Annotated in this window: 14 protein-coding genes; 7 read left to right on the top strand and 7 right to left on the bottom strand. The window is 64.5% G+C overall.

Going from position 1 to position 14065, the window contains the following annotated elements; all coding sequences use genetic code 11:
* From THL1_RS28155 to THL1_RS28165, 3 genes are all read left to right on the top strand, one after another.
* Positions 1 to 453: a GNAT family N-acetyltransferase gene (locus tag THL1_RS28155; protein WP_069086307.1), complete on the top strand. Its 453-nt coding sequence runs from the start codon at positions 1 to 3 to the stop codon at positions 451 to 453.
* 12 nt (positions 454 to 465) lie between these two features.
* On the top strand, positions 466 to 1140 hold the full coding sequence (locus tag THL1_RS28160; RefSeq protein WP_069086308.1) for a GNAT family N-acetyltransferase: 675 nt from the start codon (positions 466 to 468) through the stop codon (positions 1138 to 1140).
* A gap of 323 nt (positions 1141 to 1463) precedes the next feature.
* The gene (locus THL1_RS28165; RefSeq protein WP_237234721.1) at positions 1464 to 2468 is read left to right on the top strand and encodes an IS110 family transposase; all 1005 of its coding nucleotides are present in this window, start codon (positions 1464 to 1466) and stop codon (positions 2466 to 2468) included.
* Positions 2469 to 2528: 60 nt separating this feature from the next.
* On the opposite strand, the gene THL1_RS28170 is transcribed toward THL1_RS28165, so the two are convergent.
* Positions 2529 to 3347 (bottom strand): helix-turn-helix domain-containing protein, encoded by an 819-nt coding sequence (locus tag THL1_RS28170; RefSeq protein ID WP_069086309.1) that lies wholly within the window; start codon positions 3345 to 3347, stop codon positions 2529 to 2531.
* A gap of 177 nt (positions 3348 to 3524) precedes the next feature.
* On the opposite strand from THL1_RS28170, the gene THL1_RS28175 reads away from it, so the two are divergent.
* Both THL1_RS28175 and THL1_RS28180 read left to right on the top strand, forming a co-directional pair.
* The gene (locus tag THL1_RS28175; protein WP_069086310.1) at positions 3525 to 4973 is read left to right on the top strand and encodes an alanine/glycine:cation symporter family protein; all 1449 of its coding nucleotides are present in this window, start codon (positions 3525 to 3527) and stop codon (positions 4971 to 4973) included.
* Between the two features lie 95 nt (positions 4974 to 5068).
* A complete protein-coding gene (locus tag THL1_RS28180; RefSeq protein ID WP_069086311.1) occupies positions 5069 to 6049 on the top strand; it encodes an asparaginase in 981 nt (326 codons plus the stop codon).
* A 198-nt stretch (positions 6050 to 6247) separates the two neighbouring features.
* Here the strand turns inward: THL1_RS28180 and oadA are convergent, their stop codons facing one another.
* Both oadA and THL1_RS28190 read right to left on the bottom strand, forming a co-directional pair.
* Positions 6248 to 8053: a sodium-extruding oxaloacetate decarboxylase subunit alpha gene (gene oadA / locus THL1_RS28185; protein WP_069086312.1), complete on the bottom strand. Its 1806-nt coding sequence runs from the start codon at positions 8051 to 8053 to the stop codon at positions 6248 to 6250.
* 16 nt (positions 8054 to 8069) lie between these two features.
* Positions 8070 to 9485 (bottom strand): acetyl-CoA carboxylase biotin carboxylase subunit, encoded by a 1416-nt coding sequence (locus THL1_RS28190; RefSeq protein WP_069086313.1) that lies wholly within the window; start codon positions 9483 to 9485, stop codon positions 8070 to 8072.
* Positions 9486 to 9687: 202 nt separating this feature from the next.
* Here THL1_RS28190 and THL1_RS28195 point away from each other — a divergent pair, with 202 nt between their 5' ends.
* A complete protein-coding gene (locus THL1_RS28195; protein ID WP_162493756.1) occupies positions 9688 to 10635 on the top strand; it encodes a LysR family transcriptional regulator in 948 nt (315 codons plus the stop codon).
* On the opposite strand, the gene THL1_RS29390 is transcribed toward THL1_RS28195, so the two are convergent.
* Positions 10577 to 10798, bottom strand: coding sequence for a PA3496 family putative envelope integrity protein (locus THL1_RS29390; protein ID WP_083246032.1), 222 nt, complete (start codon positions 10796 to 10798; stop codon positions 10577 to 10579). The two genes, THL1_RS28195 and THL1_RS29390, sit on opposite strands and share 59 nt — an antisense overlap.
* Positions 10799 to 10989: 191 nt before the next feature.
* Here THL1_RS29390 and THL1_RS28200 point away from each other — a divergent pair, with 191 nt between their 5' ends.
* Complete coding sequence (locus THL1_RS28200; protein WP_069086315.1) at positions 10990 to 11364, top strand: thioredoxin family protein; 375 nt, start codon at positions 10990 to 10992, stop codon at positions 11362 to 11364.
* A 17-nt stretch (positions 11365 to 11381) separates the two neighbouring features.
* On the opposite strand, the gene THL1_RS28205 is transcribed toward THL1_RS28200, so the two are convergent.
* The 3 genes from THL1_RS28205 to THL1_RS28215 are packed head-to-tail and all read right to left on the bottom strand — an operon-like array spanning position 11382 to position 14061.
* On the bottom strand, positions 11382 to 12668 hold the full coding sequence (locus THL1_RS28205; RefSeq protein ID WP_069086316.1) for an NAD(P)/FAD-dependent oxidoreductase: 1287 nt from the start codon (positions 12666 to 12668) through the stop codon (positions 11382 to 11384).
* Complete coding sequence (locus THL1_RS28210; RefSeq protein WP_069086317.1) at positions 12665 to 13408, bottom strand: amino acid ABC transporter ATP-binding protein; 744 nt, start codon at positions 13406 to 13408, stop codon at positions 12665 to 12667. Before THL1_RS28210 ends, THL1_RS28205 begins: the two co-directional genes overlap by 4 nt.
* The gene (locus THL1_RS28215; RefSeq protein WP_069086318.1) at positions 13405 to 14061 is read right to left on the bottom strand and encodes an amino acid ABC transporter permease; all 657 of its coding nucleotides are present in this window, start codon (positions 14059 to 14061) and stop codon (positions 13405 to 13407) included. Before THL1_RS28215 ends, THL1_RS28210 begins: the two co-directional genes overlap by 4 nt.
* Positions 14062 to 14065: the final 4 nt, after the last annotated feature.

Consider the following 14065-nt stretch of genomic DNA (forward strand, 5'->3'; position numbering starts at 1 on the left):
ATGTCCGCCGCATCGCTTGAAATACGCCCGGTCAGCGCCGCCGACCACGCCGCCTGGCTGCCGCTCTGGCAGGGCTATCAGCGCTTCTACAAGACCGAGATCGCCACTGAGACCACCGCCGTCACCTGGCAGCGCTTCCTCGACCCGGTCGAGCCGATGCACGCGGCCCTGGCCTGGCAGGACGGCAAGGCCGTGGGCATGGTGCATTTCATCTACCACCGCAGTTGCTGGACGGTGGGCGACTACTGCTACCTGCAGGACCTTTACGTAGCCGAAGGCCTGCGCGGCGGCGGCATCGGCCGCCTGCTGATCGAACACGTCTACGCCGAGGCACGGGCTGCAGGCGCTTCGCGGGTGCACTGGCTGACCCATGAAACCAACACCGACGCCATGCAGCTCTATGAGCGCATCGCCGACCGTTCCGGCTTCGTCCAGTACCGCAAGATCCTCTGACCGGAGAGCGCCATGAGCCAACACGACCTGAGTCACTGGCAACCCCGCCCTGCCCCCACCCAGGCCCCGCTGCCGGGCCGATTCGTGCGCCTGGAAGCGCTGGATACTGGGCGCCACTGCGATGATCTCTGGGAAGTCCTGCAAGGGCCCGACCCGGCACTGTGGGATTACCTGCCCTACGGCCCCTTCGCCAGCCGCGAGCCTTTCGATGTCTGGCTGGCCGGCAATGCCGAGAGCCGCGACCCACTGTTCTACACGGTGATCGACCTCGCCAGCGGCCGCGCGCTCGGCATCCTCAGTTATCTGCGCATCACCCCGAAAGACGGCTGTATCGAGATCGGCCACATCGCCTTCGGCAAGGCCATGCAACGCACGCCGGGCTCCACCGAAGCGGTCTGGCTGCTGGCCCGGCACGCCTTCGACGAACTCGGCTACCGCCGCCTGGAATGGAAATGCAACGCCGCCAACGCCCGCTCCATGCGCGCCGCTGAGCGGCTGGGTTTCAGCTACGAGGGGATGTTCCGCCAGCACATGATCGTCAAGGGCCAGAACCGCGACACCGCGTGGTTCTCCATCATCGACGGCGAATGGCCGAAGTGCCGCGAGGCCTTCGAGCGCTGGCTGGCTGTGGATAACTTCGATGGAGAGGGGCGGCAGAAGCGGCGGCTGGAGGATTGCCGGAGGTGAGTCTGGGGGACCGCTACGCGGTCCTTTCGCGACTGACGTCGCTCCTACAGTCCAAGGGTGGATGGCGCTCTTCCATCCACCAGCGCAGTCCAGCCGAACCCCGATGGTGGACCGGTGGAGCGTTGTCCACCCTTGTATCTCGACTTGAGCCTCCTCAGAGGCGATAGTCCCCGACTGATCATCGGGGGAGGAACCGCAAGCCGTGTCCACCCTAAAGCCTCGAGCTTGTAACGTAGATTGCGCTGCGCTCCTCCGCACTCATCCAGTAAGTCCGAACGGTATCCAGAGCTTTGAGCTCGCATCAACAAGGTAGGACGGATGCAGTGACGATCAGCCCTTCACAGGAGGACATGATGGGAGTTGTTGTCGGCATTGATATTGCCAAGCACACATTCGATATCGCCACCTTGCAAGCCAACGGCAAGTACCGCACCAAGGCCAAGCTGGGCAATGACCAGGGCGGCTTCGAAGTTTTGCAGCAGTGGTTGAGCAAGTACGCAGAGCCGCAGGCCTGGGTCGTGATGGAAGCGACAGGTATTTACCACGAGGCCCTTGCCCAATGGCTGTACGAACGGGGTTACAAGGTCTGCGTGCTAAACCCTAGCCAGACGGCGCGTTACGCCAGTAGCCAGTTGCAGCGCGTGAAGACCGACAAGGTCGATGCCAAGATGATTGCAGAGTACGGCCGCAGGCATCAGGACAAGCTGCGTGCCTGGGAGCCTGAAAAGCCGAAGATTCGCCGCCTCAGAGCACTTACGCACCGCCTGAAAGATCTTCAGGAGCTGGAGCAGATGGAGCAAAACCGTCTGGATGTGACGCATGATGACAAAGCTATTGAATTGATTCAGTCGATGCTCAAGCACATCCGCCAACAGATCCAGGACACGCTGGCGGCGATCGAAAAACACTTCGACGACAACGATGATCTCAAGGGGCAACGGAACCTGCTCAAGAGCATCGATGGCATTGCAGACCGAACCGCGGGACTCTTGCTGGCCGAGCTTGGCGATATCCAGCGCTTTGAGGACAGTCGAGCGGTCACCGCCTTTGCAGGACTGAACCCGAAGTTGCAAGACTCAGGCACGCTCAAGGGCCATGTTCGTATCTCGCGGATGGGCTCTGCCAGGTTGCGCGCAGGACTCTATCTGCCAGCCGTCGTATCCCTGACCTACAACCCAGCTATCCGCGCGCTGGCCGAGCGCATGCGCAGCGCCGGTAAGGCCGGCAAACAGATCGTCTGCGCAGCCATGCGCAAGCTGCTATGCATCGCTTATGGCGTGCTTAAATCAGGCGAGCCGTTTGATCCCAAACTGGCTATTGCGAAGTAAAAAACAAGACGGTATCTACAAAAGCGACTCCAGTGCGCACGGCGCACCTTACCTCTATCTTCACTCGATCTCGAACAGGCCATTCTTGAGCGGCGCCACATCCAGCCGCTGGCGCACGTCGTCGTCGATGCGCGGGTCGTCGGGGCGGTAGAGCTTCACCTGACGGTAGGCGGCGACGCGGTTGATCTCCGGGCCCAGGTATTCCCAGACCACGCGGGTACAGGCGGGGTTGCGCCGGTCGCCGCTGGAGACGCCGGTCTTCAAGCCGTTGAGGCGGGTGATGCGGCTCTTGTAGCTGGGGATGAGGATGGTCTGGCTCATCTCATTGAGGGTGAGCGATTCGTAGTCCATCAGGAACAGCCGATCCTGCAACTGGAAGGCCGCGCCCCGGTAGCAACAACGCACCCAATCCTCAGCCTCCACGTTGGTGCTGCTGGAGCGCTCCTGGCGTTCCTGGCGCTCGAAGAGGAAGTTGCCGTCGTCTTCCCACAGGCGCACGAGGGACAGCAGGACAGTGCCAGGCACCGACATGCAGTTGGAGTACTCGAAGTAGAAGCCGCAGTAGCGCGACAGGTTGCCCGACTGCTCACGTAACGGGGCGAGCAGTTCCAGCAACGGATCGGAGCGCCCTTCCCCTTCCTGGCCGACCGGACGGGTGCCCAGCAGGCGGGAGAACTGCTCCGGTGGCAGACCCAGTTCGTAATCCTCCACGCCGAAGAAATCGCAGATGCGCTTGAGGTTGTAGGGGGTCGGCCGGCTCTGGCCGTTGAGGTACTTGTTGAACTGGGCGCGATTGATCCCCAGCTTGCGGCAAACCTCCGCAATGGAGCGGTAATGGCCACAAAGCAGCTTGAGGTTATTGCCGAGATAGTCCGCCATGTCACTGGCCTGCCCTGATGCGAGTGGCGCGATTATAGCGCCAACTCGCGTCATATCGGTGCAACCCGCGAAATTGTTATCTACGTCGCGTTCCCCCACCCTGCGCGCCACGGCCGAGGCGTGCCCGCTCGAAGCCGTTTGTCCATCACGCGAACAATAAGAATCGAGGTCTCACTCATGCTTGAAGTGATCAACGATTTCCTCTCGGGGAAAGTGCTCATCGTGCTCATCGTTGGGCTTGGCACCTATTTCACCCTCCGCTCCCGCTTCGTCCAGTTCCGCCATTTCCGCCACATGTTCAGCGTGTTCAAGGAATCCATCCGTGGCCAGGCTGGCCAGCTGAGTTCCTTCCAGGCCCTGATGCTGAGCCTTGCCGGCCGAGTCGGCGCCGGCAACATCGCCGGTGTGGGCCTCGCCGTGACCCTCGGCGGCCCTGGTGCCGTGTTCTGGATGTGGGTGACCGCCCTGGTTGGCATGTCCAGCAGCTTCTTCGAGTGCACCCTGGCCCAGGTCTATAAGCGCGCCGATGGCGACGGCCTGTACCGTGGCGGCCCGTCCTACTACATCCAGCACGGCCTGAAACTGCGCTGGATGGCGGTGACCTTCGCGGTCCTGCTGCTGGTGACCTACGGTTTCGCCTTCAACGGTCTGCAGTCCTTCACCGTGACTCACTCGCTGGAGAACGCCTTCGGCCTGCCCGTGCAGTACACCGGCGTCGGCCTGGCCGTGCTCCTCGGCCTGGTGTTCATCGGCGGCATCAAGCGCATCGCATCGGTGTCCGACCTGCTGGTGCCGGTGAAGACCCTGGCCTACATCGCGGTCACCTGCTACGTGATCGTGTCCCAGATCGAACTGGTGCCTGACATGCTGGTGACCATCGTGAAGAGCGCCTTCGGCCTTGAGCCGGCCTTCGCCGGCCTGCTGGGCAGCGCCATCGTGATGGGTGTGAAGCGCGGCGTGTTCGCAAACGAAGCGGGCCTGGGCAGTGCGCCGAACGTCGCCGCCGTGGCCGCCGTGAAGCACCCGGCCTCCCAGGGTGTGGTGCAGGCGTTCAGCGTGTTCCTCGACACCTTCGTGATCTGCACCTGCACCGCGCTGCTGATCCTCCTGTCCGGCTTCTACACGCCGGGCTTCGAAGGCGATGGCATCGTGCTGACCCAGAACTCCCTGGCCGCCGTGGTCGGTGAGTGGGGCCGCGTGTTCATCAGCGTTGCGCTGAGCCTCTTCGTCTTCACCTGCATCCTCTACAACTACTACCTTGGCGAGAACGCCCTGCAGTTCCTGGCCGGCCGCAGCCGCGTCGCCCTGCTGACCTACCGTGGCCTGGTGCTGGCGCTGATCTGCTGGGGTTCGATGCAGAACCTGGGCACCGTGTTCGCCTTCGCCGACATCACCATGACTTGCCTGGCCTTCGTCAACCTGATGGCCTTGGCCATGCTGATCAAGGTCGGCCTGCGGGTAATGCGCGACTACGACGAGCAGCGCGAGGCCGGCATCAAGCAGCCCGTGTTCGACTCCGCCAAGTTCGCCGACCTGGACCTGGACCGCGACGCCTGGCCGGCCAATCCGGCGATTGACCTGCCCGCCACTGACCTCGGCCACGGACTGGCGCAAAGCCACCGCTGATCGCGCGTTCCGGTGATACCTGGTGCCGCTCCTCCGCTGACACGGGGAGCGGCACTGTCGTATCTGCACCTTTGCTTTCCGAGTTATCCACACCCATGAATGCTGTGAAGAACCTTTTCGTGCTCTACACCGGCGGCACCATCGGCATGCTGCAGACTCCCGAAGGCCTGGCCCCGGCCAGCGGCTTCGAGGTGCGCATGCGCGAGCAGCTGGACGACCAGGGAATGGCGCTGGATTGGCACTTTCAAGAACTGCTGCCGCTGATCGACAGCGCCAACATGCGCCAGGCCAATTGGCTGGCCATGCGCGATGCGATAGTCGAGGCGGTGCGCGGCCACGACGGCGTGCTGCTGCTGCATGGCACCGATACCCTGGCCTACAGCGCGGCGGCCCTCGCCTTCCTGATGCTCGGCCTGCCAGTGCCGGTGGTGCTGACCGGCGCCATGCTGCCGGCCGGCAGCGAAGGCAGCGATGCCTGGCCCAACTTGCTCGGCGCCGTCCGCTCACTGCAAGCGGGCGTCGCCCCGGGCGTGCACCTCTTCTTCAACGGCGAACTGCTACACGGCGCCCGTGCCAGCAAGCTGCGCTCGGAGGCCTTCGACGCCTTCGCCGTGCTGCCGCGCCCACGGGAGGGCGAGCGCGCCGGGCTGATTCCGGCAGGCCTCGATTACCGGACCCCGCGCAAACCGGTGAACCTCGCGGTGCTGCCCCTGTTCCCCGGCCTTGCAGCCAGCCATGTGGAGGCGCTGCTGGGTAGCGGCGTGCAAGGGCTGCTGCTGGAGTGCTACGGCAGCGGGACCGGCCCGTCGGATGACAAGGCCCTGCTCGACGTGCTGCGCGCCGCCCACCAGCGTGGCGTGGTGCTGGTCGCCATCAGCCAGTGCCCGGCCGGCCACATGCAGGCGGGGGTCTACGCCGCTGGCAGCCAGCTGCTCGCCACCGGCCTGGTATCCGCCGGCGGCATGACCCGCGAGGCGGCACTGGGCAAGCTGTTCGCCCTGCTCGGCGCCGGCTTGCGCCAGGAAGAGGTGGAGCAGTGGTTCGCCGTGGACCTGTGCGGAGAGATGGTGGACTGAGCGCTACCCGCGCGCTTCCTTGTGGGGGCGAATTCATTCGCCAAGGGCGGCGAAGCTGCCCCCTTGAGAGTCCGAAGGGCAGGCCTTCGGCCTGCTTGGCGAATGAATTCGCCCCCACAGGTGCAGTGCCCTGGGCTAACCTCGCAGTCATAAAAAAGGGAGCCTTGCGGCTCCCTACGGGGACTCTCTTCAGAGCAATCAGGCGATTTCGATCAGGACCTCGCCCGGATTGACGCGGTCGCCCTTGGCCACGTGGATAGCCTTGACGGTGCCGGCGATGGGGGCCTGGACCTCGGTTTCCATCTTCATCGCCTCGGTGATCAACACAGCCTGACCAGCCTTGACCACGTCGCCTTCCTTAACCAGCACGTCGACGATGTTGCCCGGCATGGTGGTGCTGACGTCGCCCGGCGCGCTGGCGCTCTTGCGCTTGTTGCCGGCGCCGCCGATGAACTCGTTCAGCGGCTCGAACACCACCTCTTCCGGCATGCCGTCGATGGCGAGGTAGAAGTGACGCTTGCCGTCGCTCTTCACGCCAACGCCGGTGATGTCGATGCGGTAGCTCTCGCCATGCACGTCAACCACGAACTCGGTCGGCACGCCTTCACCACCGACCGGGGCCGCGCCCTGGCCGTTCGGGATGGGCAGCAGCTCCTCGGGCTTGAGGGTGCCGGCGGCACGCTCTTCGAGGAACTTGCGGCCGATGTCCGGGAACATGGCGAAGGTCAGCACGTCCTCTTCGGACTTGGCCAGGCTGCCGATGTCGGCGCGCAGCTTGTCCAGCTCGGGCTTGATCAGGTCGGCCGGGCGCACGTCGATGACTTCTTCGTTGCCGATGGCCTGACGGCGCAGCTGCTCGTTGATCTCGCCCGGCGCCTTGCCGTAGCGGCCCTGCAGGTAGAGCTTCACTTCGTTGGTGATGGTCTTGTAGCGCTCGCCGGCCAGCACGTTGAAGAAGGCCTGGGTACCGACGATCTGCGAGGTCGGGGTCACCAGGGGCGGGAAGCCGAGGTCGGCACGCACGCGCGGGATTTCTTCCAGCACTTCGGCCATGCGGTTGAGCGCGCCCTGCTCCTTCAGCTGGTTGGCCAGGTTGGAGATCATGCCGCCCGGCACCTGGTTGACCTGCACACGGGTATCCACGCCGGTGAATTCGCTTTCGAACTGGTGGTACTTCTTGCGCACGGCGTGGAAGTACATGCCGATTTCCTGGATCAGTTCCAGATCCAGGCCAGTGTCATAGGGGGTGTTGCGCAGGGCCGCGACCATGGACTCGGTGCCCGGGTGGCTGGTGCCCCAGGCCATGCTGGAGATGGCAGTGTCGATGCGGTCGGCGCCGTTCTCCACAGCCTTCAGCTGGCACATGCTGGCCACGCCGGCGGTGTCGTGCGAGTGCACCACCACTTCCAGCGGCAGGGCGTCCTTCAGGGCTTTCACCAGCTCGCCAGTGGCGTAAGGGGTGAGCAGGCCGGCCATGTCCTTGATGGCGATGGAGTCCACGCCCATGGCGGCCATGGTCTTAGCCTGGTTCACGAAGGCGTCGATGGTGTGCACCGGACTGGTGGTGTAGCAGATTGTGCCCTGGGCGTGCTTGCCGGCAGCCTTCACCGCTTCGATGGACACGCGCAGGTTACGCACGTCGTTCATCGCGTCGAAGATGCGGAACACGTCGATGCCGTTGACCGCCGCCTTGGCGACGAAGGCGCGTACCACGTCGTCGCTGTAGTGGCGGTAGCCCAGCAGGTTCTGGCCGCGCAGGAGCATCTGCAGGCGGGTGTTAGGCAGGGCGGCCTTAAGCTTGCGCAGGCGCTCCCACGGGTCTTCCTTGAGGAAGCGCACGCAGGCGTCGAAGGTGGCGCCGCCCCAGACTTCCAGCGACCAGTAGCCGACCTTGTCGAGCTTGTCGCAGATTGGAAGCATGTCTTCGGTGCGCATGCGGGTGGCCAGCAGGGACTGGTGCGCATCGCGCAGGATGGTATCGGTGATCGAAATCTTCTTGCTCATGTTCTGAATCCTTCCCCTACAGGCCGGCGTGGGCGGCGATGGCGGTGGCGATGGCGATGGCCAGGTGCGACGGGTTGCGCTTGATCGAGTACTGGGTCAGCTCCGGATGGCTCTCGACGAAGCTGGTGTTGAACTCGGCGCTGCGGAACTCGGGATTGCGCAGGATTTCCTGGTAGTAGGGCGCGGTGGTCCGCACACCTTGCACGCGCATGTCATCAAGGGCGCGCAGGCCGCGGTCCAGCGCCTCTTCCCAGGTCAGTGCCCAGACGATCAGCTTCAGGCACATGGAGTCGTAATACGGCGGAATGGTGTAGCCGGTGTAGATCGCCGTGTCGGTGCGCACGCCGGGGCCGCCGGGGGCGTAGTAGCGGGTGATCTTGCCGAAGGACGGCAGGAAGTTGTTCTTCGGGTCCTCGGCATTGATCCGGAACTGCAGGGCGAAGCCACGGTGAATGATGTCGTCCTGCTTGACCGACAGTTCCAGGCCCGAGGCGATGCGGATCTGCTCGCGGACGATGTCGATGCCGGTGATTTCCTCGGTGATGGTGTGTTCCACCTGCACGCGGGTGTTCATCTCCATGAAGTACACCTCGCCCTCGGCGAGCAGGAACTCCACGGTGCCGGCGTTCTCGTAGCCCACGGCCTTGGCCGCGCGCACGGAAAGGTCACCGATGTAGGCGCGCTGCTCGGGGGTGAGCTGCGGGCTCGGTGCGATTTCGATGAGCTTCTGGTTGCGGCGCTGGATGGAGCAGTCGCGCTCGAACAGGTGCACGGTGTTGCCGAAGGAGTCGGCCAGGATCTGCGCTTCGATGTGCTTCGGGTTGACGATGCACTTCTCGAGGAAGACTTCTGCCGAGCCAAAGGCCTTGGTGGCTTCGGAAATCACGCGCGGGTAGGCCTGTTCCAGCTCCTCGCGGCTGTTGCAGCGGCGGATACCGCGACCACCACCACCGGACGTGGCCTTGAGCATCACCGGGTAGCCAATGCGCTCGGCCTCGCGCAGGGCCTCGTCGAGGTCGGCGACGTTGCCTTCGGTGCCGGGGGTGACCGGCACGCCGGCCTTGATCATGCTGCGGCGGGCTTCGGTCTTGTCACCCATGCGGCGGATCACTTCGGCGCTCGGGCCGATGAACTTGATCCCGCGCTCGGCGCAGATGTCCGCCAGCTCGGCGTTTTCGGAGAGGAAACCGTAGCCCGGGTGCAGGGCGTCGCAGCCGGTCTCGACCGCCAGGTTCACCAACTTGCGCGGGTTCAGGTACCCGGCCAGCGGGTCGTCACCGATGCTGTGGGCTTCGTCGGCACGCTTGACGTGCAGGGCGTGCCGGTCGGCATCGGAGTAGATAGCCACCGAGCGGATGCCCATTTCGGCGCAAGCGCGCACGATGCGGACAGCGATCTCACCACGGTTGGCGATCAGGATTTTCTTGATCACGAGTTTTCCCTCGACCAAGTGAACAGGCGAACGGCTGGGCCGGTCGTTGAGTGACCGCTGATCGTGAAGCGGTCGCGTCATTACCCTACGCCGCGGGCGGGAATAACCCCAATCAATAATTATTGGGGTATCCATTAGGATCGGCTTATAGTCAGCCACCCGCCCTCATCCCACGAGATCAAAATCGATGCGCAAGACCCTGCTGCGCATGACCCTGCGCCAGCTCCAGGTGTTCCGAGCCGTGTTCGAAAGCCGCTCCTACAGCCGCGCGGCCGAAGAAATGGCACTGACCCAACCGGCTGTCAGTCTGCAGATTCGCCAGCTCGAGGAGCTGGTGGGCCAGCCGCTGTTCGAGTACGTCGGCAAGAAGCTCTACGTGACCGACGCCGCCGAAGCGCTGATGCGCGCCAGCAGCGACATCTTCCAGCGCCTGGCCAGCCTCGACATGCAGCTCTCTGACTTGCAGGGTTCGCTGCAGGGCCAGCTGAACCTGGCGGTGGAGTCGAGCGCCAAGTACTTCGTGCCACACCTGTTCGCAGCCTTCCGCGAGCATCACCCGGACGTTAGCCTGCATCTGGTGGTGACCAACCGGGCCCAGGTGATCAAGCGCCTTTCGGACAACCGCGACGACCTGGTGATCATGTCCCTGGTGCCCCAGGACATGGCCCTGGAATTCCTGCCCTTCCTGAACAACCCCATCGTTGCCGTGGCGCCGCCGCACCACCCGCTGTGCAATGCCGCGAAGCTGACTCTGAAGGATCTGGAGCTCTACACGCTGCTGGTGCGCGAGGCCGGCTCGGGCACCCGCAAGGCGTGCGAGGAGTACTTCCAGCAGAAGCGCGCGCATTTCGCCCAGACCATGGAAGTGGCCTCGCTGGATGCGCAGAAGGAATGCGTGGTGGCCGACCTCGGCATCGCCCTGATCCCGCGACACGCGGTGAGCCTGGAGCTGGCGACCGGGCTGCTTCGGGAGCTGCCGGTAGAGGAATTGCCGCTGTACCGCAGTTGGTGCGCCGTGCACGCCAAGGGCAAGCGGCTGTCGCCGGTCGCCCAGGCGTTTCTAGGCTTTATCCGCGAAGAACGCGCACAGATCAGTGCACTTTCCCACCGCTTTTCCGGCGCGCTGCCTTTGACGACAACAGGTAGTTAGCCGCAATCAATTCGGGGTAGGGATAGTCCGAACATTCCATCTGCAGGCGGCGTTGCTCGCAGTGGTCTTCGATGGCGCGACGGAACTGCATACGCCGCTGGTCCTCCAGTTTGCGCCGGGTCTTGCTGTCCAGATGGGCGGATTCATCGTGAAAGCGTTGCATGGCATCTCTCCCTGGGTGGGGTTCGGAAGCAGGCTGGTAGGCGCAGGATCGCCCGCACCTGTGAAGCTTTCGCGAAGGCTCGGTGAATCTGGGGTGAAGCGAAGGTTTCAGGCTATCGGCGCGATAGCTGGACAGACCGTCGCGGCGGGACTTTGCTCAGCAGTTAACGGGCAACGTCGCTGGAGGACGCCATGAGCAATGCCGTCGAGTTCTTCCAACGCTTTCCGATCCAACGGGTGCGCGCCAGCATCCTCGATGACGTACTGGCCAGCGAACGCCAACGGCTGGTGCTGCTCTACCTCTGGCAGGACGACTGCCCGCTCTGCGACGTGGCCAAGCACGATTTGCTGCGCACCCAGACGCGCTGCCAATGGCCCCAGGTGCGCTGGCTGCACGACGAAGTGGAAGAAGACCCGGCCCTGGCCGTGCGCTTCGGCCTGCACGGGGTGCCGACCTTCATTGCGCTGTACCACGGCCGACCGCTGGGGCGGATTACCAGTTGGCCGGGCAGCGGGCCTTTCATCGATGCTATAGAGCGGCTTCTAGTCCGCCAGGGGCTGGCCTGAACGGCCAGCCGCGAACCTCAGAGCAGGGCGTCCAGCAGCCTGTACCAGGCGATCCCCGCACCCAGGTAGAAGCGCTGCAGGCCATGGAAAGGAATCGGCCTGATGCGCGTCACCGGGAAGGGAAACCCTTCGCCGCGCCCTGACAAGCGCGCCGCAAGGTGTCGTCCCAAGGCGGTGGAAAGGGCCACCCCCCGACCGTTGTAGCCAAGCAGGATGCTGACACCCGGGGCCGGCTCATGCACATGGGGCAGGAAGTCCTGGGTCAGTGCCACCCGGCCGCTCCAGCGATATTCGATGGGTACGCCCGCCAGCTGCGGGAACAGGCTCCCCAGGGAGCGCTCCAACAGCGCCCAATCAGCCTGGCGACTCGGCTCGACGAATGGCCCCCTCCCGCCGAGCAGCAGGCGTCCCTGGGCATCCTTGCGGAAGTACAGCAGCAGGCGACGCGCATCCGAACAGACCTCTCCCCCCGGCAGGATCGATTCGCGCAGCTCCGGCGACAAGGGCCGTGTGGCGATGATGAAGCTGTTGGCGGCGATCACCGTCTGGCGCAGGCCGGGCCAGAGATCGTCGGTGTAGCCGTCGGTGGCCAGCACCACCCGCTCGGCGCGCGCCTTGAAGCCCTGGGCGGTGGTCAGGCACCAGCCGGAACCCTCGCGTGCGAGGCCGGTCACCCGGCTGTGCCCATGGATGCAGGCACCCCGGGCCGTGGCCACGCGCGCCAGCCCGCGCGCATAGCTGAGGGGTTGCAGGCTGCCCGCCCGGGGATCGACCCAGGCCCCCAGGTAGTTGGAGCTGCCGATTCGCCTAGCGACAGCGGCCTGGTCCAGCAACTCCACCGCCACGCCCTGCCGCCGCCACTGTTCGGCGCGACGCTCGATGCCGCGTAGCGCGGCCTTTGAGGCGGCTGGCTGGACCCAGCCATTACGGCTGGCGTCGCAGTCGATGCCATGCCGCCCGATCAGGTCGAACACCTCGTCCGCCGCGTTGCCAACCACTTCGATCAGCGCGTCGCCGCGCTCGCCGCCGAACTGCTTGCGCAGCTCATCGGGGTCGTACTTCAGTCCGGGAATCACCTGCCCGCCGTTGCGTCCGGACGCGCCCCAGCCGGGCTCTCCGGCATCCAGCACGCAAACCCGCGTACCGCCGGCGGCCAGGTGCAATGCTGTCGACAGCCCCGTATAGCCGGCACCGACAATGGCGACATCGACCTGCTTGTCCTCCGCCAGGGCCGGGGTCGCCGGGCCGGCGGGCGCGGTGGCCGCCCAGAGGGAAGCCGGCAGCGACAGCTGCGGCGCATTCATGCAGGCACCCCGCTGTGGTTCAGCAGGCGCTTGAGGAATTCCTGGGTGCGCGGCTGCTTCGGCGCCCCCAGCACGTCATGGGAGGTCCCTTCTTCGATAATCCTGCCGCCGTAGAGGAAACAGACCTTGTCGGCCACCTCGCGGGCGAACCCCATCTCGTGGGTGACCACCACCATGGTCATGCCCTCATCGGCCAGTCGGCGCATCACCGCTAGGACCTCACCCACCAGTTCGGGGTCCAGGGCCGAGGTGGGCTCGTCGAAGAGAATCGCCCTGGGCCGCATGGCCAGGGCGCGGGCAATGGCCACGCGCTGCTGCTGGCCACCGGAAAGTTCGTCCGGGTAAGCATCCATGCGATGCGACAGGCCGACCTTTTCCAGCAGGGCACCTGCGTGTTCACGGGCCGCGCGGGGGTTTTCCTTCTTCACGTAGACGGGCCCTTCCATGACGTTCTCAAGGGCCGTGCGATGGGGAAACAGGTTGAAGCGCTGGAACACCATCGCCACCTGGGTGCGAATCTCGTGAATGGTCCTGGACTGGCGATCGACACGCTCGGAGGAAACCAGGACATCGCCCCGGTCATAGGTCTCCAGGCCATTGATGCAGCGCAGCAGCGTGGACTTGCCGGAGCCGGAGGGACCGATCAGGCAAACCACCTCCCCGCTCCTTACTTCGAGATCGATGCCTTCAAGCACATTGAGGCTGCCGAAGCTCTTGTGAACGCCCTTGATCTCGATCATGCCTTTTTCCTCATGCCGATCCGCGCCTCGAGGCGACGCAGTGCGAAAGACAGCGGCAGGCTCAGCGCCAGGTAGAGCAGAGCCACCAGGGTGTAGACGGTCATGTTCTCGAAGGTGGAGGAAGCGATCAGTTGGCCGGCGCGGGTCATCTCCGCCACCGTGATGGTGGAGACCAGGGACGAGTCCTTGAGCATCATCACCAGGGTGTTGCCATAGGGCGGCAGGGCGATGCGGAAGGCCTGCGGCAGCACTACCCGGCGCATTACCATGGCGCCGCGCATGCCGAGGGATTCGGCCGCCTCGATCTGCCCCTGGTGAATGGCCTGGATGCCGGCGCGGAAGTTCTCCGCCTGATAGGCGGAGTAGGCGATACCCAGGCCGATGACGCCTGCCTGCAAAGCTGTCAGTTGGATGCCGAAGTCCGGCAGCACGAAGTAGATGTAGAAGAGCTGCACGATGATCGGCAGGCCGCGGATGATATTGACCAGGCCGATGGCGAACATCGAGATGGTGCGAACCTTCGACACCATCATCAGGGCAAAGACCAGGCCGATCAGTGAACTGAGCAGGAAGGACCCGGCCGTGACCTGCAGCGTGACCACCGCCCCTTTCAGGAGAATGGGGAGGAAGTCCAGGGCGTTCTGGAAAAACATGGGA

The sequence above is a fragment of the Pseudomonas sp. TCU-HL1 genome, from assembly GCF_001708505.1.
GTDB lineage: Bacteria > Pseudomonadota > Gammaproteobacteria > Pseudomonadales > Pseudomonadaceae > Metapseudomonas.

What these genes read in the sequence shown, in the direction of transcription:
- THL1_RS28155 (WP_069086307.1), top strand. Translation starts at nt 1, where the DNA reads ATGTCCGCCGCATCGCTTGAAATACGCCCGGTCAGCGCCGCCGACCAC.
- THL1_RS28160 (WP_069086308.1), top strand. Translation starts at nt 466, where the DNA reads ATGAGCCAACACGACCTGAGTCACTGGCAACCCCGCCCTGCCCCCACC.
- THL1_RS28170 (WP_069086309.1), bottom strand. Translation starts at nt 3,347, where the DNA reads ATGGCGGACTATCTCGGCAATAACCTCAAGCTGCTTTGTGGCCATTAC.
- THL1_RS28175 (WP_069086310.1), top strand. Translation starts at nt 3,525, where the DNA reads ATGCTTGAAGTGATCAACGATTTCCTCTCGGGGAAAGTGCTCATCGTG.
- THL1_RS28180 (WP_069086311.1), top strand. Translation starts at nt 5,069, where the DNA reads ATGAATGCTGTGAAGAACCTTTTCGTGCTCTACACCGGCGGCACCATC.
- oadA (WP_069086312.1), bottom strand. Translation starts at nt 8,053, where the DNA reads ATGAGCAAGAAGATTTCGATCACCGATACCATCCTGCGCGATGCGCAC.
- THL1_RS29390 (WP_083246032.1), bottom strand. Translation starts at nt 10,798, where the DNA reads ATGCAACGCTTTCACGATGAATCCGCCCATCTGGACAGCAAGACCCGG.
- THL1_RS28200 (WP_069086315.1), top strand. Translation starts at nt 10,990, where the DNA reads ATGAGCAATGCCGTCGAGTTCTTCCAACGCTTTCCGATCCAACGGGTG.
- THL1_RS28205 (WP_069086316.1), bottom strand. Translation starts at nt 12,668, where the DNA reads ATGAATGCGCCGCAGCTGTCGCTGCCGGCTTCCCTCTGGGCGGCCACC.
- THL1_RS28210 (WP_069086317.1), bottom strand. Translation starts at nt 13,408, where the DNA reads ATGATCGAGATCAAGGGCGTTCACAAGAGCTTCGGCAGCCTCAATGTG.
- THL1_RS28215 (WP_069086318.1), bottom strand. Translation starts at nt 14,061, where the DNA reads ATGTTTTTCCAGAACGCCCTGGACTTCCTCCCCATTCTCCTGAAAGGG.